17 protein-coding genes and 1 pseudogene are annotated in these 19,649 nt (G+C 67.1%); 9 read left to right on the top strand and 9 right to left on the bottom strand.

Annotation, left to right across the window (positions count from 1 at the left end; translation table 11 throughout):
* Positions 1–46 precede the first annotated feature (46 nt).
* Entirely contained in the window at positions 47–961 is a 915-nt protein-coding gene (locus tag A5688_RS02505; RefSeq protein WP_067838092.1) for a DUF5336 domain-containing protein, read from the bottom strand.
* Positions 962–1,215: 254 nt separating this feature from the next.
* Between A5688_RS02505 and A5688_RS02500 the strand changes: the two genes are divergently transcribed.
* Positions 1,216–2,064, top strand: coding sequence for an LLM class F420-dependent oxidoreductase (locus A5688_RS02500; protein WP_067912276.1), 849 nt, complete (start codon positions 1,216–1,218; stop codon positions 2,062–2,064).
* Positions 2,065–2,190: 126 nt separating this feature from the next.
* On the opposite strand, the gene A5688_RS02495 is transcribed toward A5688_RS02500, so the two are convergent.
* The 3 genes from A5688_RS02495 to sucC form a co-directional block, all read right to left on the bottom strand.
* On the bottom strand, positions 2,191–3,714 hold the full coding sequence (locus A5688_RS02495) for an acetyl-CoA acetyltransferase (protein WP_067912273.1): 1,524 nt from the start codon (positions 3,712–3,714) through the stop codon (positions 2,191–2,193).
* Positions 3,715–3,835: 121 nt separating this feature from the next.
* Positions 3,836–4,738, bottom strand: coding sequence for a succinate--CoA ligase subunit alpha (gene sucD / locus A5688_RS02490; protein ID WP_067838101.1), 903 nt, complete (start codon positions 4,736–4,738; stop codon positions 3,836–3,838).
* 12 nt (positions 4,739–4,750) lie between these two features.
* On the bottom strand, positions 4,751–5,914 hold the full coding sequence (gene sucC / locus A5688_RS02485) for an ADP-forming succinate--CoA ligase subunit beta (protein ID WP_007776999.1): 1,164 nt from the start codon (positions 5,912–5,914) through the stop codon (positions 4,751–4,753).
* Positions 5,915–6,238: 324 nt separating this feature from the next.
* On the opposite strand from sucC, the gene A5688_RS02480 reads away from it, so the two are divergent.
* Together A5688_RS02480 and A5688_RS27875 are read left to right on the top strand one after the other, a co-directional pair.
* Positions 6,239–7,291: a M23 family metallopeptidase gene (locus A5688_RS02480; RefSeq protein WP_082955141.1), complete on the top strand. Its 1,053-nt coding sequence runs from the start codon at positions 6,239–6,241 to the stop codon at positions 7,289–7,291.
* Between the two features lies 1 nt (position 7,292).
* Complete coding sequence (locus tag A5688_RS27875) at positions 7,293–7,883, top strand: hypothetical protein (protein ID WP_207546582.1); 591 nt, start codon at positions 7,293–7,295, stop codon at positions 7,881–7,883.
* A 74-nt stretch (positions 7,884–7,957) separates the two neighbouring features.
* Here A5688_RS27875 and pcrA read toward each other — a convergent pair whose 3' ends face one another.
* The gene (gene pcrA / locus A5688_RS02470; protein ID WP_067912268.1) at positions 7,958–10,282 is read right to left on the bottom strand and encodes a DNA helicase PcrA; all 2,325 of its coding nucleotides are present in this window, start codon (positions 10,280–10,282) and stop codon (positions 7,958–7,960) included.
* A gap of 393 nt (positions 10,283–10,675) precedes the next feature.
* Between pcrA and A5688_RS02465 the strand changes: the two genes are divergently transcribed.
* Together A5688_RS02465 and pgi are read left to right on the top strand one after the other, a co-directional pair.
* Positions 10,676–10,996 (top strand): chorismate mutase, encoded by a 321-nt coding sequence (locus A5688_RS02465; RefSeq protein WP_082951330.1) that lies wholly within the window; start codon positions 10,676–10,678, stop codon positions 10,994–10,996.
* A gap of 132 nt (positions 10,997–11,128) precedes the next feature.
* Positions 11,129–12,793, top strand: a complete 1,665-nt coding sequence (gene pgi, locus A5688_RS02460; protein WP_067838108.1) for a glucose-6-phosphate isomerase — start codon at positions 11,129–11,131, stop codon at positions 12,791–12,793.
* A gap of 3 nt (positions 12,794–12,796) precedes the next feature.
* Here pgi and A5688_RS02455 read toward each other — a convergent pair whose 3' ends face one another.
* The 4 genes and pseudogenes from A5688_RS02455 to cobF form a co-directional block, all read right to left on the bottom strand.
* Entirely contained in the window at positions 12,797–13,546 is a 750-nt protein-coding gene (locus A5688_RS02455) for an SDR family oxidoreductase (protein WP_067838111.1), read from the bottom strand.
* A 41-nt stretch (positions 13,547–13,587) separates the two neighbouring features.
* Positions 13,588–14,046, bottom strand: a complete 459-nt coding sequence (locus tag A5688_RS27985; RefSeq protein ID WP_242660331.1) for a zinc finger domain-containing protein — start codon at positions 14,044–14,046, stop codon at positions 13,588–13,590.
* A gap of 162 nt (positions 14,047–14,208) precedes the next feature.
* A pseudogene (locus A5688_RS27980) lies at positions 14,209–14,451 on the bottom strand (DNA-formamidopyrimidine glycosylase family protein); the annotation flags it as partial.
* 4 nt (positions 14,452–14,455) lie between these two features.
* On the bottom strand, positions 14,456–15,214 hold the full coding sequence (cobF, locus tag A5688_RS02445) for a precorrin-6A synthase (deacetylating) (protein ID WP_067838116.1): 759 nt from the start codon (positions 15,212–15,214) through the stop codon (positions 14,456–14,458).
* 125 nt (positions 15,215–15,339) lie between these two features.
* On the opposite strand from cobF, the gene A5688_RS02440 reads away from it, so the two are divergent.
* The 4 genes from A5688_RS02440 (at position 15,340) to A5688_RS02425 (ending at position 19,582) form a co-directional block, all read left to right on the top strand.
* Positions 15,340–16,245, top strand: a complete 906-nt coding sequence (locus tag A5688_RS02440) for an AurF N-oxygenase family protein (RefSeq protein ID WP_067912262.1) — start codon at positions 15,340–15,342, stop codon at positions 16,243–16,245.
* Positions 16,242–17,480, top strand: a complete 1,239-nt coding sequence (locus A5688_RS02435) for a DUF4873 domain-containing protein (RefSeq protein ID WP_067912259.1) — start codon at positions 16,242–16,244, stop codon at positions 17,478–17,480. The genes A5688_RS02440 and A5688_RS02435 overlap by 4 nt, the downstream gene beginning before the upstream one ends.
* 376 nt (positions 17,481–17,856) lie before the next feature.
* Positions 17,857–18,600 carry an STAS domain-containing protein gene (locus A5688_RS02430; RefSeq protein WP_067838124.1) on the top strand — a complete coding sequence of 248 codons (744 nt, stop codon included), beginning with the start codon at positions 17,857–17,859 and terminating at the stop codon, positions 18,598–18,600.
* A 115-nt stretch (positions 18,601–18,715) separates the two neighbouring features.
* On the top strand, positions 18,716–19,582 hold the full coding sequence (locus tag A5688_RS02425) for an LLM class flavin-dependent oxidoreductase (RefSeq protein WP_067838127.1): 867 nt from the start codon (positions 18,716–18,718) through the stop codon (positions 19,580–19,582).
* Positions 19,583–19,649: the final 67 nt, after the last annotated feature.

Below are 19,649 nucleotides of genomic sequence, written 5' to 3'. Positions count from 1 at the left end.
CGTGTCACTCTGGGGCACGTCCCCGACTAGGCGCGACAGCGCACGGTCAGGCGGGCGCTGGCCCAGACGGTGACGACGGCGACTGCTGCTCCTGGCCGAACTGCTGGCCCCCACCCTGCTCGGAGAAGTTTGCCGTCGGCGAACCGGCGTCCGATCCGCCGACGTTCGGCGGCGGGCTGAAGCTGGGGAAGCCGGTGGGCGGTGTCGAGGGGCCCTGCTGCTGCGCGGACGGCTGCGGACCCGACTGCGGCGCGGGCTGAGCACCGAAACCGCCGGTCGGGACGCCACTCTGGGTGGGTGCCGCGCTCGGCGAATAGCCGCCGTACTGCGACCCGTATCCCTGCGGCGACTGCTGCTGGCCCGCGTGCTGCTGGGCGCCCGGCTGCTGACCGTAGTAAGGCTGCTGTTGACCGTACTGGCCGTACTGGCCGTATTGGTTGTACTGCGCGTAGGGGTCGTACTTGGGCCGCGGCGCCGGCGCGGTGATCACCCCGGAGTCCAGCAGGACCACGACGACCGCGGCGATTGCCTGCAGCACGACCGCCGCCACCAGCGGCCACATCGCCCACCCGATCGCGAAACCGGCGGGCAGGTTGATCGTCTCGGTGATGGCCAGCAAGGCGCCCAGAACCGCGATGACCGCGACGATTCCCGCATAGCTCTTGGTCTTCGGCAGCAGGCTGAGCCCGGCGAGCAGCGCGGCCAGCACCGCAACCACGACCGCGGTGCCCGCATCGCCCGCGCGCCCGCCGATGCCCGGGCCGAGGTCGGCGCCGATGGTGAACGTCGGGCCGAAGTTCAGGAGGTAAGCCGCCAGACCCAGGACCACCACCGCGATGTTCAGGTAGAACGGGAGCTTGCTCGTTCCGTCGTCATCCTTGGCGAAGGACGGTGTGCCGCCCGCATAGGTGCCGCCGGGTTGCGCGGGTGGGTAGCCCGGGCTTCCGGGAGAGTAGGTCATGGCTCCTCCTGTTGCTTCCAGTGCCTTGAACTGCCTAGCGGCCGCCACGGTTGCAGTGCAACGCTGTGCTTCCAGGCGCCTCGCTGCGTTAGCGACGCGGTCGATCACCCACGCTAGCGCACGTGCGGCAACCCATGCCGTTGCCATCGGCTTGGACGGCGGGGCCCACACCGCCGGCGCGGCGAGGCCCCCGCGAGACGGTCCGTTTCATCACGGCTTGCTCAGCGGAGGTAGAACACGTTCTAATTCTCTGCATGGATTACGGGCTTGTGCTTTTTACCAGCGACCGTGGCATCTCTCCGGCGAAGGCCGCGAAGCTCGCCGACGACCACGGCTTTCAGACCTTCTACGTGCCAGAACACACCCACATTCCGGTCAAGCGCGAGGCGGCTCACCCCACCACAGGGGACGAATCGCTGCCCGACGACCGCTATATGCGGACACTAGACCCATGGGTGAGTCTGGGCGCGGCATGCGCGGTCACCTCGCGGGTGCGGCTGTCCACCGCGGTGGCCCTGCCGGTCGAACACGACCCGATCACCTTGGCGAAAAGTATTGCCACCCTTGACCACCTGTCGGGCGGACGGGTCAGCCTGGGCGTCGGGTTCGGCTGGAACACCGACGAACTCGCCGACCACAACGTGCCGCCGGGCCGTCGCCGCACCATGCTGCGCGAGTACCTCGAGGCGATGCGGTCGCTGTGGACCGAAGAGGAAGCCAGCTACGACGGTGAGTTCGTGAAGTTCGGCCCGAGCTGGGCCTGGCCCAAGCCGGTGCAGCCGCACATCCCGGTGCTGGTGGGTGCCGCGGGCACCGAGAAGAACTTCAAGTGGATCGCCCGCAGCGCCGACGGCTGGATCACCACCCCGCGCGACTTCGACATCGACGAGCCGGTGAAGCTGCTGCAGGACACCTGGGCGGCCGCGCGGCGCGGGGGCGCTCCCCAGATCGTGGCGCTGGACTTCAAGCCGGTGCCCGAGAAGCTCGCCAAATGGGCCGAGCTCGGGGTGACCGAGGTGCTGTTCGGCCTGCCGGACAAGTCCGAGGATGAGGTCGCCGCCTACGTCGAGCGCTTGGCGGGCAAGCTCGCCGCCCTGGTCTGACGCGGCGAGGCTGACGACCCTTCGTATCGGCGAGACTTCGTATCCGCGAGACGTAAACCACGGCGACCGCCCGCGGCGTGTCGTGTGCGTGGTTTACGTGTCGCGCCAGCGGCGAGCAGCCCGGGTCTATCCCAGCGACGCCCGGTTGCCGTTGTCGGTCGACCACACGAAGATCTCCGCGCCGAGTGGATCGCCGTCGCTCATCAACGCGACGAGATCGTCGTCGTCGGTGGTGGCCATGAATCGCGCGTTGTCCGCGGCCAGCCTGCCGACGATGATGCCGGTGCGGGTCGGCCAGTCGTAGCGCACCGAGTACGTCTCGATCCTCGCCGCGCCGTCGGGCGTTTTCGTGACGTCGACCTTCGGCAGCGCGTCGATCTCCTTCTTCAGCTCCGCGCAGTTGTCGGTGCGCCAGTCCGTCGGCGTGGTCGAGTAGATACCGACCGAGTACTTGCTCATGATGCCGCCGTTCGCGCCGACGAGGCCGAATTGCCCTGGCCTGTCGCGCATCTGGGCGACCGTCTCGGCGATGCCGTGCAGTGAGTAGCTGTTTCCGGGACCGCCGAAGTACGGCAATCCGCCGGTCAGGGTCAGGCCGCGCGGGTCGTCGCCTTCAAGGCCCAGGGCCTCACAGATGACGAACACCGGGAACGGGAAGCAGCTGTACAGATCGAAGGTGGAGATGTCGTCGACACCAATTCCGGCTACCCGCAACGCTTCGCGGGCCGCATGAACCGCCGCCGGGCTGGCGCCGAGGTCGACGCGATCGAGCATCGCCTGCTCGACCATGTCCGAGTGGCCGTGGACGAAAACCCACTTGTCCTCGGCCACACCGAGGCGGGTCGCCGCCTCCACCGACATCAGCACGGCCGCCGCGCCCTGGTTGACCTGATCGCGAGCGACGAGCAGGCGGGGGTACGGGTCGCAGATCATCCGGTTGTCGTCGTCGATGGTGATGATCTCGTCGACCGATCGCTCCACCGGTGATGACGAAAACGGGTTCTTGGCAGCCACTTTGGACATCGGGGCGAACAGTTCGGCCATCTCGCGCCGGTAGTCGGCGACACTGCGGCCAAGGCGGGCGCGGCGGGCGTTCTCCATGAGCCCGTACTGCACCGGCGCCCCGGTCAAGCCGTGCTGGATCGTGTATTCGTCGATGTAGCTGAAGATCTGGTGGCCGCGGTCCTCCAGTTGACCCTCGACGTGTTCGGTGAAGTCGGGCTTGTCATCGCGGTCGGCGAAATAGCGAGCCGTCGACCCGGGCTCCGAGCCCATGATCAGCACGACGTCGGCGTCGCCGGCCGCGATTGCATTGCCCGCCTCGGTGACGAGCTTCTGCGGCCCCTGCCCTCCGACGGGTTCGAGCACCACGCGGGCCGGGTCGCCGCCGAGACGGTTCATCACCGAACGCGGGTAGTTGTTCGACTTGCCGAGCCTTGCCGGCATCGGTCCGGAGATCTCGAACTGCCTTAGCCCGAACACCGTGTCGACGGACTTTGCAACGCCTTTGGCGCCGGTGTCGGCAAGTGCCGCCCGCGCGGCCTCCGTCGCGAGGTCGACCGCCGACATGCCCCGATAGTCGGGATCGTCGATGCGCTCGGTGAACTGGCCGACACCGACGAGCACCGGAGTTCGCGGATCGACCGGCATTACAAACCTCCTGGCAACTGTTAGTTCGACAGGCTAACCGATGGCTGGGGCCGAAACGAAACCGCGGCCAGCTCGGGGATTCGCAGTGGAATCGCGAGCTGACCGCGGTCTCGGTGAAGAACTACAGGCTTTGCAGGATCTCCCGGGCCAGCTCCGCGGTCTCCGACGGCGTCTTGCCGACCTTGACGCCGGCCGCCTCCAGGGCCTCCTTCTTGGCGGCCGCGGTGCCCGACGAGCCGGACACGATGGCACCCGCGTGGCCCATCGTCTTGCCCTCTGGCGCGGTGAATCCGGCGACATAGCCGACGACCGGCTTGGAGACGTTGGCCTTGATGTAGTCGGCCGCGCGCTCCTCGGCGTCACCGCCGATCTCTCCGATCATCACGATGACCTTGGTGTCGGGGTCCTTCTCGAACGCCTCGATGGCGTCGATGTGGGTGGTGCCGATCACCGGGTCGCCACCGATACCGATCGAGGTGGAGAAGCCGAAATCGCGCAACTCGTACATCATCTGGTAGGTCAGGGTGCCCGACTTGGACACCAGCCCGACCGGGCCGGGTCCACTGATGTTCGCCGGGGTGATGCCCGCCAGCGCCTCACCCGGGGTGATGATGCCTGGGCAGTTCGGCCCGATGATCCGCGTCTTCTGCCCGTTGTCCACGTTGTAGGCCCACGCATAGGCGCTGTCCTGCACCGGAATTCCCTCGGTGATGACGACCAGCAGCGGGATCTCGGCGTCGATGGCCTCGATGATCGCGTCCTTGGCGAATTTCGGCGGCACGAAGACGACGGACACGTTGGCGCCGGTCTCCTTCATCGCTTCCGCGACGCTGCCGAAGACCGGGAGCTCGACGTCCTTGCCGACCGGGTCCACGTGCGACACGGTGGTGCCCGCCTTGCGGGCGTTCACCCCGCCCACCACCTGGGTGCCGGCCTTGAGCATGAGTGCGGTGTGCTTGGTGCCCTCGCCGCCGGTGATGCCCTGGACGATGACTTTGGAGTCCTTATTCAGGAAGATCGACATCTCTTGAGTCCCTTACTTGTTCGCCAGCTCGGCGGCTTTGTCGGCACCGGCGTCCATGGTCTCGGCCTGGATCACCAGCGGGTGGTTGGCTTGGGCCAGAATGCGGCGGCCTTCGTCGACGTTGTTGCCGTCGAGCCGGACCACGAGCGGCTTGTTGGCCTCGTCGCCGAGCATGTTCAGCGCGGTCACGATTCCGTTGGCGACGGCGTCGCAGGACGTGATGCCGCCGAACACGTTCACGAACACGCTCTTGACCTGCTTGTCGTTCAGGATGACGTCAAGCCCCGCGGCCATCACCTCGGCCGACGCGCCACCACCGATGTCGAGGAAGTTGGCCGGCTTGACCCCGCCGTGCTTCTCGCCGGCGTAGGCGACGACGTCGAGCGTCGACATCACCAGGCCCGCACCGTTGCCGATGATGCCGACCGAGCCGTCCAGCTTGACGTAGTTGAGGTCGTGCTCCTTGGCCTTGAGCTCCAGCGGGTCGGTGGCGTCGCGGTCTTCGAACTCGGCGTGGCCGGGCTGACGGAAGTCGGCGTTGGCGTCCAGCGTGACCTTGCCGTCCAGCGCCAGAATCCGGTCTTCGGGGTCGCGCACCAACGGGTTGACCTCGACCAGGGTGGCGTCCTCGGCGACGAAGACCTCCCACAGCTTGTTGATGGTGACCGCGGCGGCGTCGAGCACCTCGGCGGGCAGATGACCCTGCTCGGCGATGGAACGCGCGGTCGCCAGGTCGACGCCCTTGACGGCGTCCACCGGAACCTTGGCCAGCCGCTCGGGCTTGGTGGCGGCCACCTCCTCGATTTCCATGCCGCCCTCGACCGAGCACATCGCCAGGTAGGTGCGGTTGGCGCGGTCGAGCAGGAAGGAGATGTAGTACTCCTCGGCGATGTCGCTGGCCTCGGCGACCAGCAGCTTCTTCACGACGTGTCCCTTGATGTCGAGACCGAGGATGTTCTTGGCGTGCTCGTAGGCGTCGTCGGGCGTCGCCGCGTACTTGACGCCACCGGCCTTACCGCGGCCGCCGACTTTCACCTGCGCCTTGACCATCACCGGACGACCGATCTCGGTGGCGATCTCCCGAGCGCCCTCAGCGGTGTCGGTCACGCGTCCCGGCGTAGTCGGTACGTTGTGCTTGGCGAACAATTCTTTTGCTTGATATTCGAAAAGGTCCATGGACTCTCTGTCTTCGCTCGACTCAACTACTAGGCCTCGTGGTGGGCGGTGCCGCAGTCGGCAACTCGCACGGACGAACTGTATCCACCCCTCAAACGGCTGCTACCGCCGCGTCCGCCGATGTGGTACAGCTCACGGACTACGGGTTGACCGCCCGCGTGATCCAAATCACAATTTCGACCGGATTGTGCAGCGAGGTTGCCAGTCGCGCGCGTTAGCGGATACCTTCCTAGGGGTCCAGATAACGTTATGGTCACGATACGAGGACATTTCAGGTTGCCCCAACACCGAATTGCCCGGCCTTCTGCCGTGACTGAAGGCGTTGTGAGGGTAGGTCGCGCGGCAGGCGCCCGATGGGCGGAAGCGCCGCACCGCACCGAAGTCACCGAAATCCTGCCGCTCGACGGCTTCGATTTCGATGACTTCGATTTCAGCGACGACGCGAGCGATCTCGGCGACCTGGACTTCAGCAACGACTCGACGTTCGACAACGCGGCACAGGTACTGCTGGCGCCGGAGCTCGACGACCTGCACGAGGCCGACGATCTTCGCCCGGGCTGGCTGGCCGCACCCATCACCGAGGTGCTGCCGCGGGTGATCATCGAGCCGCGCACCGAGCGGCGGCTCGATCGCACGCACGCAACCGACGTCACCGGCGTCGCACGCCGCGGCGGGCAGCACCGCAAGCAACCGACCAGCGCAGCCCGAGGCCGGCTGCTGATCTCGGCGATGGCGGCCGGTGCCGCCGCCGCGGCCGCCCACACGGCCACCAGCCACGCCGACACCCCCAAGACCGACGCCGTGCTCACCGCCAACGCGTCCGCACTCACCGGCGGGGCGGGCCCAAACACCGTCCGCGGCCCCCAGGTGATCGCCGCGGACCGGGCGGCCACCGCCGCGCTGCACAACCAAGAGCTCGCCAAGGGCGTCGCCTTCGCCAACGATCGCGCTCAGCGCGAGGCGCGGTTGTCGCAGCCGCTCTACGTCATGCCGACCAAGGGGATCTTCACCTCCAATTTCGGCTACCGCTGGGGCGTGCTGCACGCCGGTATCGACCTGGCCAACTCGATCGGGACACCGATCTATGCGGTGTCCGACGGCGTCGTCATCGACTCCGGCCCGGCCAGCGGCTACGGCATGCTGGTCAAGCTGCGTCACGCGGACGGCACCGTCACGCTCTACGGCCACATCAACACCACGCTGGTCAGCGTCGGTGAGCGGGTGATGGCCGGCGACCAGATCGCGACGATGGGCAACCGGGGCAATTCCACCGGCCCGCACCTGCATTTCGAGGTGCTGCAGGGCGGCACCGAACGGATCGACCCGGTGCCGTGGCTCGCTAAGCGTGGTCTTATGGTCGGCAACTACGCTGGTTGAGGTGACCGCGCCGAACGAACAACCTTCCGGTCCGCAACCGCCCGAGTCCGCGCCAGAGCCCGAGTCGCCCTCCGACGCACGGACACGAATCATCCGGCGTGCGCCGACCGGGCCCATACCGACCACGCCGGACGCCCCTACCAGCCATTTCGCCCCGCAATCGGCAGCCCAGCGGGCGGGTCCTCGCGCGGGTCGCAGCGGCTATCCCGGAATGCCGACCCTCGAGCCCAGCGACCGGACGGTCGTCGCCGCGTGCGCAGTGAGCATCGTCAGCGGCTGGGCCACGTCGGTGGTGGCCACCGACCTGATCGCCGGTTGGTGGCGAACCGACCGCCTGTTCTGCATCGCTGTGGCGTTCCTGGCCCTGGTGTTCGCGGGCACCACGGTGTCGGGCGTGATCATGCTGCTGCAGCGCCGATCGGTCGCCCGCTACCTTTTGATGGCCGGCGCGCTGGTTGCCTTCCTCACCTACATCGGCGTGTTCATCGCCGGCGCCCGGGTCGCGTGGGTGGTGCATTTGCTGCCGGTCTTGCCGATCGCCACGGTGGTGCTGGTCATGCTGCCGCAAACCAAACGCTGGCTGGACGCCTGACCTTCGCCGAACGTGAACTCGCCGCGGCGATTTCGCCGATTCCTCGGGGTGCGCGCCGCTCGGTGGTCGGCGGGCTAGAGCTTGCTGATCGGGGCGTGATTGTGCATCAGCTTCACCCTCCCCGAGCTGCCGAAGTCGATCAGCGACATCGCCGATTCCCCGACGCCGGACACTTCCTCGACCCGGCCCAGCCCGTACTTGTCGTGCGTCACCCGGTCGCCGGGCTCGAGCACCAGTAGCGGGCGCTTGCTCATCCCCGAGCGGGTCGGTGACGGTCGTGGCGCGCCGAACCGGCCGGCGCCACTGACCGGCGCGCTGAACGACGACACCGGCGCGGTGCGCCGCCACTCGATGAGTTCTTGCGGAATCTCTTGCAGGAAGCGCGATTCCGGGTTGAGCATGGGCTGCCCCCAGGAGGACCGGACGATGGCCCTGCTCAGGTAGAGTCGCTGCCGCGCCCGGGTGATCCCGACGTAGGCGAGCCGCCGTTCCTCGGAGAGTTCGACCGGATCGTCCAGCGACCGCATGTGGGGGAACATTCCGTCCTCCCAGCCGGTGACGAACACCACCGGAAACTCGAGACCCTTTGCGGTGTGCAGGGTCATCAGGGTGACCATGCCGGCACCGTCCTCGGGAATCTCGTCGCTGTCGGAGACCAGCGAGACCCGCTCCAAGAACTCGGCCAGGACGCCGGTGTCCGGCACGTCTTCGTCTTCGGGGGTTTGCAGGGACTCGCCCAGCGCCGCCGCGTTGGCCCGGTCGGTGCTGAATTCGTGTGCCACGCTGACGAGTTCGTTGAGGTTGTCCAAGCGCGCCAGTTCCTGGGGATCGGTGGAGGATTCCAGTTCCCTGCGGTACCCGGTGCGTTCGAGCACCGACTCGACCAGATCCCCGAGATCGTCGTCCAGCCGGCCGCGCAGCTCGTCCAGCAACTCGACGAACCCGGCGATCGCCTTCTCCGCACGCGAATTCAGCATCGGCACTTTGCCCTCGGCCGCGGCCACCAGCGCGTCGGCGAAACTGGCCCCGGTGTTCTCGGCGTACACCGCCACACACGCCTCGGCACGGTCGCCGATGCCCCGGCGCGGGGTGTTGAGGATGCGCCGCATGCTGACCGCGTCCCCGGGGTTGTCCAGCACCCGCAGATAGGCGACGATGTCGCGGATCTCCTTGCGCTCGTAAAAACGAACTCCGCCAACGACTTTGTAGGGTATCCCGGCGCGGATGAACACCTCTTCGAACGACCGCGACGAGTTGTTGGTGCGGTAGAAGACGGCGACGTCGTTGTAGGTGATCTCGCCCTCCTCGGCGAGCGCGTCGATCTCCTCGGCCACGAATCGGGCCTCGTCGTGTTCGTTGTCGGCGACGTAGCCGACGATCAGCTCGCCGGCGCCTTCGGCGGTCCACAGTCGCTTGTCGCGGCGCCCGGAGTTGCGGGCGATCACCGAATTGGCCGCGGACAGGATGTTTTGCGTCGAGCGGTAATTCTGTTCCAGCAGAATGGTTGTCGCGTCCGGGTAGTCGCGTTCGAAGTCTTCGATGTTGCGGATGGTGGCGCCGCGGAACGCGTAGATCGATTGGTCGGCGTCGCCGACCACGCACAGCTCCGCGGGCGGGAGGCCGTCCTCGGTGTCCGTGCCCACCAGTTCCCGCACCAGCACGTACTGCGCGTGGTTGGTGTCCTGATACTCGTCGACGAGGACATGCCGGAACCGCCGCCGGTAGTGCTGAGCAATCTGCGGGAAGGCCCGCAGCACCGCCACGGTCTCGCCGATCAGGTCGTCGAAGTCCAGCGCGTTGGCCGCCCGCAGCCGCCGTTGGTATTCGCCGTAGACGCTGGCCACCGTGCGCGACAACTCGTCGGAATCGTCGGTCAGCTTGCCCACCGCGTCGGCGGGGTCGATCAACTCGTTCTTCAGGTTGGAGATGGCGTTGGCCAGCAGCCGCGGCGAGTAGCGCTTGATGTCGAGCCCCATGTCGCGCCCGACCATCTGCAGCAGACGCCGTGAGTCGTCGGCGTCGTAGATGGAGAAGTTGGAGTTGAGGCCCTCGATCAGGGACGCCTGGTTGCGCAGGATGCGCACACAGGTCGAGTGGAACGTGGACACCCACATGGCGCGGGCCCGGTTGCCCACCAGGCGCACCACCCGTTCCCGCATCTCGGCGGCGGCCTTGTTGGTGAACGTGATGGCCAGCACCTGACCGACGCCGACCCCGCGTTCGGCGATCAGGTAGGCGATGCGGCGTGTCAACACCGCGGTCTTCCCCGAACCCGCGCCCGCGACGATCAGCAGTGGGGAACCCTCGTGCACCACCGCTTGGCGCTGTTGCGGATTGAGACCCGCGAGCAGTTGATCTGCCTCGGAGGCCGGCTTTACATCTGTTGCGTGCACACTCATGTCAGTCCAAACTTACCGCCGCCCACCGACGCGCAGCGCCCTGGCATCAGACCAGGCTAGTGGCCGAAGTGGCCGGGGCGGCGTCATGCAGACTACCGACAATCCGGCGTGTCGGAGTGCGGTTTCCGGACCGGAGTTTGCCCGGGCACGCAATTGCACCCGAGCCCAAAAGGGCAGCTTAAGCCCGATTTTTTGCGCGCCCACAGTTTTTGGTGGCACACTCGACTTCGTGCTCAACCTGCAGTGTCGGCGACGCTCTTCCACCCAGGAGTGGCGCCGCCGATCTTTCTACGGGTACCGGTTCGCGGTGCTCGTGGTCTAACTGCTTCCGCAGAGCCCCGTGGTCCGTTCTCGGCACTCGGGGCTCGCCTTTTGTGTAAGGCCCGATACTGCATGAGACCAGAACCGCCACATCGCGACGACGACGCGGAGTCAGCTGAGATGGAGATCGAGATGCCGGAGACCCAGGAGGTCACCGACATAGACGAGTTGCGCCACGAGATCGACCGCCTCGACGCGGAGATTCTCGCCGCGGTGCAGCGTCGCACCGAGGTGTCACAGGCGATCGGCAAGGCCCGGATGGCGTCCGGTGGCACGCGGCTGGTCCATAGCCGCGAAATGAAGGTGATCGAGCGCTACAGCCAGCTCGGCCCCGAGGGCAAAGACCTGGCGATCCTGCTGCTACGCCTGGGCCGGGGCCGGCTCGGCCACTGACCTCGGCGGTTCACCCGCCGGCACGCACGGCTCGCCGCTACACCTGGCTCCGTCACGTCAGAGCCCATAGGGTCGAAGCATGACCCGCGTCGGCGACGATGCGGAGCGAAGCGATGAAGAGGAGCGACGCGAATGACCTCCGTGCACACCATCCCCGACATCACCGCCACCCCGGCGTGGGACGCCCTGCGCAGGCATCATGAACAAATCGGCGACACCCATCTGCGCCAATTCTTCGACGACGACCCCGAACGCGGCCGCGAGCTGACCGTCTCCGTCGGCGACCTCTACATCGACTACAGCAAGCACCGCATCACGCGAGAAACGCTGCGGCTCTTGGTCGATCTGGCGCGCACGGCCAACCTCGAAGAGCGCCGCGACCAGATGTTCAGCGGGGTGCACATCAACACCTCCGAGGACCGCGCGGTCCTGCACACCGCGCTGCGGCTGCCCCGGGATGCCGAACTGACCGTCGACGGCGAAAACGTCGTCGAGGACGTGCACTCGGTACTCGACGCCATGGGCGACTTCACCGACCGGTTGCGCAGCGGTGAATGGACCGGAGCCACCGGGAAACGAATCAGCACGGTGGTCAACATCGGCATCGGCGGATCGGACCTCGGCCCGGTGATGGTCTACCAGGCGCTCCGCCACTATGCGGATGCGGGGATCTCGGCGCGCTTCGTCTCCAACGTCGACCCGGCGGATCTGATCGCCACATTGGCCGACTTGGATCCCGCCACAACGCTTTTCATTGTCGCATCGAAGACGTTCTCGACGCTGGAAACCCTGACCAACGCCACCGCGGCCCGCCGCTGGATCACCGACGCGCTCGGCGACGCAGCGGTGTCCCAACACTTCGTCGCCGTCTCAACCAACAAACGCCTCGTCGACGACTTCGGCATCAACACCGACAACATGTTCGGCTTCTGGGATTGGGTCGGAGGCCGCTACTCGGTGGACTCAGCGATCGGCCTGTCTGTGATGGCCGTCATCGGTCGAGAAGCCTTCGCGGACTTCCTATCCGGATTCCACATCGTCGACCGGCATTTCAAGACCGCGCCGCTGGAGTCCAATGCTCCTGTGCTGCTTGGGCTTATCGGCCTGTGGTACTCCAACTTCATGGGCGCGCAATCGCGCGCCGTGCTGCCGTATTCCAACGACCTGGCACGTTTTGCCGCCTACCTGCAACAGCTGACCATGGAGTCCAACGGCAAGTCCACCCGCGCGGACGGCAGCCCGGTCACCACCGACACCGGTGAAATCTTCTGGGGCGAACCGGGAACCAACGGGCAGCACGCGTTCTACCAGTTGCTGCATCAGGGCACCCGGTTGGTGCCGGCCGACTTCATCGGGTTCAGCCAGCCCATCGATGACCTGCCGACCGCCGAGGGCAGCGGCAGCATGCACGACCTGTTGATGAGCAACTTCTTCGCCCAGACCCAGGTGCTGGCCTTCGGCAAGACGGCCGAGGAGATCGCCGCCGAGGGCACGCCCGCCGACATCGTGCCGCACAAGGTGATGCCCGGTAACCGGCCGTCGACCTCGATCCTGGCCAACCGGCTCACGCCGTCGGTCATGGGCCAGCTGATCGCCCTGTACGAGCACCAAGTCTTCACCGAGGGCGTGATCTGGGGCATCGACTCGTTCGACCAATGGGGCGTGGAGCTGGGCAAAACCCAGGCCAAGGCCCTGCTTCCGGTGATCACCGCGGACGGGTCGCCGGTGCCGCAGTCGGACAGCTCCACCGACGCCCTGGTGCGCCGCTATCGCAGCGAGCGCGGGCGCACCAGCTGAATCTCAGGCGAACATCTTGGTGAGCTGAGGCGGCAGCACCCGCATCAGCTGCACCAGCGGTGCCCACGGCCACCACGGGACCGCGGCCCGGCCGGGCTCACGCTCCATGGCCGCGACGAGGGCGTTGACCCCAGTCTCGTTGTCCACCATCAACATTGTGCTGTTGGACTTGGCCGTCATCTCCGACTCGATGTAGCCGGGCTCGATGACCGACACCTTGACGGGCCCCTTGGCGTATTCGGCGCGCAGCGACTCACCCAGCGAGCTCACCCCGGCCTTGCTGGCCGCGTAGGCCGCCTTGACACCGGGCACGCCTTTGTTGCCGAGCACCGACGAGATCAGCACCAGGTGGCCCGACCCGTTCTTGTTGAACATCTCGAGCGCGGTCTCGATCTGTACCAGCGCGGACACCAGGTTGGTCTCGATCGTGGCCTTGTTGGCCCACAGCTTGCCGGAGCCCAGCTTTGCGCCCTTGCCGATGCCGGCGTTGACGACGATGCGGTCGATGCCGCCCAGCTCGTCGCTGAGTTCGGCGAACACCTTGGGGACGGCCTCGTGATCGTTGACGTCCAGTGCGGCGACCGCGATCTTGATGCCGGGATACTTCTGCGACAGCTCGGCTTTCAGCTCATCGAGCCGGTCGGTGCGACGCGCACACAGCGCAAGGTCGCGGCCCTTGGCGGCGAACGCGCGCGCCATGCCGGCGCCCAGTCCGGAGCTGGCACCGGTGATGAGGATCTTCTGGCGAGTCATCGGGGCAGCATATCGACAGGTGTCAAGTCGCGGCCGGGCGACTACTTCAGCAAACGCGACATGCGCCGGTCGGCAAGTATCTTGCCCCCGGTCTGACACGTCGGGCAGTACTGGAAAGACTTGTCCGCGAACGACACTTCGCGCACGGTGTCCCCGCACACCGGGCAGGGCAGCCCGGTGCGCGCGTGCACCCGCAGCCCGGAGCGCTTCTCGCCCTTGAGCGTGGCCGCCCCCTGGCCGACGGATCGGCTCACCGCATCGGTGAGCACCGAGACCATCGCGTCGTGCAGCGTGGCGAGCTGCTGATCGGACAGCTTGCCGGCCGTGGCGAACGGTGAAATGCGCGCGACGTGCAGGATCTCGTCGCTGTAGGCGTTGCCGATGCCGGCGATCACCTTCTGGTCGGTGATGACGGTCTTGATCCGGCCGGTGTTGCCGGCCAACAGATTGCCCAGCGCGTCGACGTCCAGATCCAGCGCGTCGGGCCCGAGCGTGGCGATTCCGGGGACCTGGGCCGGGTCGTCGACCAGCCACACCGCCAGCCGCTTCTGGGTTCCGGCCTCGGTGAGGTCGAAGCCGGGCGCCTCACCGGGCGTGCCCAGGTGCACCCGCAGCGCGATCGGGCCCTTGCCGGGCCGCAGCGGCGCCGCGGCCAGCTTGTCGGACCACCGCAACCAGCCCGCGCGCGACAGGTGGGCGATCAGGAAGTGGGTGTCGGTGCGCAGACCCAGGTACTTGCCCCACCGCTCGGCCCCCACCACGGCCTGGCCGTGCAGCGCGCTGATCGGCGGGTCGAAGGTCTTCAGCACGGACAGGGCGACGATGTCGACCCGGCCGACCGTCAGTCCGACGGCATGGCGCCGCAGATGGTCGACCAGCGCTTCGATCTCGGGTAGTTCGGGCACGGTTTCAGTGTGCCGGTCGCAGCAAATAGGTGTCCATGATCCAGCCGTGCCGGGCGCGGGCTTCGGCCCGCAGCGACACGATGCGGGGCCCCACCTCGCCGACGGTGCCCGCGACCAGCAGTTCGTCCTCGGTGCCGAGGTAGGCGCCCCACCAGATTCGCGTACCGGGCGGACACACCTGGAAGGAGCAGTCGGCGTCGAGCATCACGACTGCGGATCCCGGGGCCGGCCCGTGCGTGCGCAGTTGCCGCCCGGTGGTGATCACGACGGGTTCGCCGACCTCGTTGAGCGGGATGCGGTGCCGGGCGGTCAGCGCCTGCACGGCGGTGATGCCCGGGATGACGTCGAACGTGAAGTCGACCCGCCCCGCCACCGCGTCGAGGATGCGCAGGGTGCTGTCGTAGAGCGACGGATCACCCCAGGCCAAGAACGCGCCGACGCCATCCGGACCCAGCTCGGCGGAGATGGCGTCGGCCCAGATCTGCGCGCGGGCGGCGTGCCAATCGGCAACGGCGTCGCGGTAGTCGGCTTGCCGGTTGTCGGGGCCGGCCCGCTTGGGGTCGGGCAGCTCGACGAAGCGGTAGCCCGGCTCACGGATGAACCGGCCGCAGATCTCGCGTCGCAGCGCCACCAGATCGCTCTTCTGCTCGCCCTTGTCCATCGCGAAGAACACCCCGGTGTCGTTGAGCGCCTCGATCGCCTGCACGGTCACGTAGTCGGGATCGCCGGCACCGATGCCGATGACATGGATGTGCCGGCCCACTACGTCGCCTCCTACCGCTCGTTGCCCGTCAGATTGCCGAATCGCAACCTTCAGCATCTAGTCGGGACCACAAGTACCCAGTACCATGGGTACCGTCTGCAGCACCCAATGGAGGGACGCCAGCGATGACCACTCCGGTGAAACCAGGTGGGCCGACTCGTGAGGACTTCGCGGAGCGTCTGCTGCGCGGATCGGTCAAAAAGTCCTACGAGCCCATCGTCGACATCGACTGGGACGCGGAGCTGGACCCCGACAAGTTCTATCTGCCACCCCGGCTGGTGTCGCTCTACGGCACGCCCATCTGGGACGAGATGACCCGCCAGCAACAGATCGAGCTGTCCCGCCAGGAATTGGTCAACACGCTGTCGGCCGGCATCTGGTTCGAGAACATGCTCAACCAGGCGCTGCTGCGCACGATCCTGCACGAGGACCCCACCAGCCGGTCGACGCATTACAAGCTGACCGAGCTGGGCGACGAGACCCGCCACATGGTGATGTTCGGCAAGGCCATCGAACGCATCGGCGCCAAGCCGGTGCGGCCCAAGCGGTTTCACCGGATGATCATCAATACGCTGCCCTTGGCGTTCCAGCGCGGCTCGATGCTCTGGGTGGCAGCGCTGATCGGCGAGGAGATCTTCGACTCGCTGCAGCGGCAGATGATGGACGACCCGGAGCTGCAGCCAATCATTCAGCGGCTCATGCGAATTCACGTCACCGAAGAGGCGCGCCACATCCAGTTCGCGCGCGACGGCGCCCGTAAGCGGGTCGCCGAGATGCCCCGGCTCAACCGCTGGTTCATGGCCAACATCAACGGCCTGGGCGGCTACTTCTTCAACTACCTGTTCAGCAATCCGATCCCTTATGCGCGAACGGGTCTGGACCCCAAGCGGGCCCGCAACATCGCGCGCACCAGCCCGCATCGCCGCGACATGCAGGTCGCCGGTTTCGCTCCGCTGGCGGCGTTTCTGACCGAGGTCGGGCTGATGGGACCGATCGCGCGCCGCGGCTGGCAGCGCAGCAGGTTTCTGTGACGCAGGCGCGGGATCGCGCCGAGCGTCGCTGCCACATCGCCGTCGCCGGAGCGGGCGCCTGCGGGAAAAGCGCCCAAAGCGCCTTGTTGGCAGCCGGTTTCACCGACCGGGTGATGCTGGACGGACCCGTCCGGCGCGCACGCTTTGACGACGACTCCGACGGCTGGCTGTTGACCACGGCCGAGGGCGAACAGGTCCGGGCCGACGTCGTCGTCGCCGCTGACCGCCCGGTCCAGCTGCCCTGGCTGCCCCCCATTCCCGGGCGCGACGGATTCGGCGGGGCGTCGTTTCACGCCGCGGCATGGGATTGCGGATTCGACCCGGCCGGCAAGCACGTCGCGGTGGTCGGCACCGACGCCGCGGCGGCCCACCACCTCGGGTGGCTGGCGCCAAAAGCGGCATCGGTCACCGTCTTCGCCCACGCGCCGCGTCGCGTCGTGACCGACATTCCAGTGTGGTCGGCCCGCGCCAAACGCTGGCTGCGCGGCCATACCCGGACGGTCGGCCGGCCACGGGTCGCGATCGCCGCGTCGGCAATCGATGCGGTGACCGCGTCGGGCGTGCGCACCGTCGACGGCGTCGACCACCGTGTCGACGCCATCATCTACGGCACCGGCTTCTTCATCCCGGAGGACGCCGACGACGACGCCTTGATCGGTGCGGCCGGCCTGCCGATCCGCCAGGCGTGGCACGACGGCATGGAGCCGTTCTGCGGGGTGGCCATTCGCGGCTTTCCCAACTACTTCTTCCTCACCGGACCCGATCCGGACGCGTCGGCGCGCTACGTCGTCGAATGCCTGAAAGTCATGGAGCGCACCGCCAGCGGCCGCATCGAGGTGCGTGCGAGCAGCCAGCAGGTGTTCAACGAGCGCGCTCAACTGCGACCGGCCGAGCCACCCCCGGTGGAGTCGGCCTTCGATCTCTCGGCCGGCGCCCCCGACGGCGATGACACATACGACGGAACCGCCACGCTGGAGATCGCCGGCACGCGCCACTCGGTGCGTGTCCGGCTTACCGGCCATCTCGACCCGATCGACGGCCACTACCACTGGCAGGGAACCGTATTCGGTTCTCCGTCCGGCCCCTTGTCCGGCGACATCTTCAAGCAGGCGCGGACCGGCACGCTGACGGTCGGCGGGTACAGCGCGCCGGCACGCGTCGTCGAACAGACACCGTGGGGGACGCACTCGGTCGCCGGAGTCGGCGCTCCCCCCTACGCGCTCAGCGATCACTGAACCGAGATGCGCGCCGGCGACGCCCGGCGGTTGATGCCTTTGCGCTGGTGAACCCCCGTTCTTCGCGCATACGAAAAAGTTTGGCGGCGCGCACCGCGTGGTAACCCCGATAAAAGCGCGTCCTGGGCATTGGACTCACAGCACGTTCGGGCTGTGCGGTCGGATTCCCGCTGGGTGGGGAGGGGGACGCATGATGCTTTCGCTGCGGGATTGCGGCGCGGGTTCGAGGGGATCCGGATCGCGGCCTGCAATTTTCGGCTGTGTCCTGGCCCGTCCCGCGAAGTAGACTTTTGCCGCTGAGAGCGGATACTCAAGCAATCGGCCCGGCAGAATGCGAGGAGCGGAAAATGGAACCGGACGCCAGGACCGAGTTGGGATGAGCCCGGTGGCCGTTGCGATGCGGACCGATGACTCAGTAGCCGTTCTCACCGTCAACGGCGAGCTTGACGCCGCCAACTCCACCGCCCTTCGCGAACGCATCCTCAAGGCCGCGCTGGACGACGTCGCCGCCGTCGTCGTCGACGTCTCCGGGCTCAAAGTGCAGGCCGAATCCACCTGGTCGACCTTCATGAGCGCCTACTGGCAGGTGGCCAGCACCCTGCACGTTCCGATCGTGTTGGTCTGCACCGACAAAGCGGCCCGCGAAGCGATCACCCGCAGCGGCGTCGCCCACTTCATGCCGCTGTTTTCCAGTGAGAAAGCAGCCATGAAGGGCCTCGGCCAGAACAGCCGTCGCCCGGTGCGGCGCGCCGATGTCCAGCTCCCCGCCGACCTGACCAGCCTGCGCGAGTCACGGCGCATGGTCCGCGAATGGCTCACCACGTGGTCGCAGTCCAAGCTCATTCCGGTGGCCCTGGTGGTGGTCAACGTGTTCGTGGAGAACGTGCTGGAACACACCGCCAGCGTTCCGGTGGTGCGAATCGAAGCCCAGGGCACCACCGCGACCATCGCGGTGTCCGACGCGAGCAACACGCCCGCGGTGCGACTGCCGTCGCCCTCGAAGGGCATCGATGTGTCCGGGCTGGCGATCGTCGACGCGTTGTCGCGCGCGTGGGGCAGCACGCCCACCGCGTCCGGCAAGACGGTGTGGGCGGTCATCGGCCCCGAGAACCAGCTCTAGCCCGAAACCCGCCCCTGGCCGGCGAGTCCGCGCCGGCCGCGCCGATCCGCCGGTTGTGCTGAAACTAGAACACGTTCTAATGTCGAGTGACGACCCCTCCAGGAAGGCAGATGACGTGCGGTTTACCTACGCAGAGGCGATGACTGACTTTAGGTACTACATCCCGCTGGCCAAGGCCGCCGAGGCGGCCGGCTACGACGCCATGACGATCGCCGACAGCATCGCCTACCCCTTCGAATCCGACTCGAAATACCCCTACACCCCGGACGGCAACCGCGAGTTCCTGGACGGCAAGGAGTTCATCGAAACCTTCGTGCTGACATCGGCGTTGGGCGCGGTGACCTCGAAGCTGCGGTTCAACTTCTTCGTCCTCAAGCTGCCCATCCGGCCACCGGCGTTGGTGGCCAAGCAGATCGGGTCGCTGGCCGCGATGACCGACAACCGCGTCGGTTTCGGCGTCGGCACCAGCCCGTGGCCCGAGGACTACGAACTGCTGGGTGTCCCGTTCGCCAGGCGCGGCAAGCGGATGGACGAATGCATCGAAATCATCCAGGGCCTCACCACCGGCGACTACTTCGAATTCCACGGCGAGTTCTACGACATCCCCAAGACCAAGATGACGCCGGCTCCCACCAAACCCGTCCCGATCCTGATCGGCGGTCACGCCGACGCGGCCCTGCGGCGCGCGGCGCGCCTGGACGGCTGGATGCACGGCGGCGGCGACCCCGAGGAACTCGACCACCTGCTGGCCAAGCTCAAGAAGTTCCGCGAAGAAGCCGGCAAGACCGGTCCGTTCGAGATCCATGTCATCTCGGCCGACGCCTACACCGCCGACGGCATCAAACGGCTCGAGGACAAGGGTGTCACCGACGTCATCGTCGGCTTCCGCATCCCCTACATCAAGGGCAAGGACACCGAGCCGCTGGACAGCAAGATCCGCAACCTGGAGATGTTCGCCGAGAACGTGATCGCGAAACTCTAGCGGCGGTCACAAGCGCGGCCGCGGCGGTCACAAGCGCGGCGAAGCCGGGCGCAGTGGGCCGCGCATA

The organism is Mycobacterium mantenii, from assembly GCF_001667865.1.
GTDB lineage: Bacteria > Actinomycetota > Actinomycetes > Mycobacteriales > Mycobacteriaceae > Mycobacterium > Mycobacterium mantenii_A.
Note: the sequence above shows the minus strand (reverse complement) of the source record. Positions and strands in the feature narration are given on the sequence as shown.

What these genes read in the sequence shown, in the direction of transcription:
- A5688_RS02505 (WP_067838092.1), bottom strand. Translation starts at nt 961, where the DNA reads ATGACCTACTCTCCCGGAAGCCCGGGCTACCCACCCGCGCAACCCGGC.
- A5688_RS02500 (WP_067912276.1), top strand. Translation starts at nt 1,216, where the DNA reads ATGGATTACGGGCTTGTGCTTTTTACCAGCGACCGTGGCATCTCTCCG.
- A5688_RS02495 (WP_067912273.1), bottom strand. Translation starts at nt 3,714, where the DNA reads ATGCCGGTCGATCCGCGAACTCCGGTGCTCGTCGGTGTCGGCCAGTTC.
- sucD (WP_067838101.1), bottom strand. Translation starts at nt 4,738, where the DNA reads ATGTCGATCTTCCTGAATAAGGACTCCAAAGTCATCGTCCAGGGCATC.
- sucC (WP_007776999.1), bottom strand. Translation starts at nt 5,914, where the DNA reads ATGGACCTTTTCGAATATCAAGCAAAAGAATTGTTCGCCAAGCACAAC.
- pcrA (WP_067912268.1), bottom strand. Translation starts at nt 10,282, where the DNA reads ATGAGTGTGCACGCAACAGATGTAAAGCCGGCCTCCGAGGCAGATCAA.
- A5688_RS02465 (WP_082951330.1), top strand. Translation starts at nt 10,676, where the DNA reads ATGAGACCAGAACCGCCACATCGCGACGACGACGCGGAGTCAGCTGAG.
- pgi (WP_067838108.1), top strand. Translation starts at nt 11,129, where the DNA reads ATGACCTCCGTGCACACCATCCCCGACATCACCGCCACCCCGGCGTGG.
- A5688_RS02455 (WP_067838111.1), bottom strand. Translation starts at nt 13,546, where the DNA reads ATGACTCGCCAGAAGATCCTCATCACCGGTGCCAGCTCCGGACTGGGC.
- A5688_RS02440 (WP_067912262.1), top strand. Translation starts at nt 15,340, where the DNA reads ATGACCACTCCGGTGAAACCAGGTGGGCCGACTCGTGAGGACTTCGCG.
- A5688_RS02430 (WP_067838124.1), top strand. Translation starts at nt 17,857, where the DNA reads ATGAGCCCGGTGGCCGTTGCGATGCGGACCGATGACTCAGTAGCCGTT.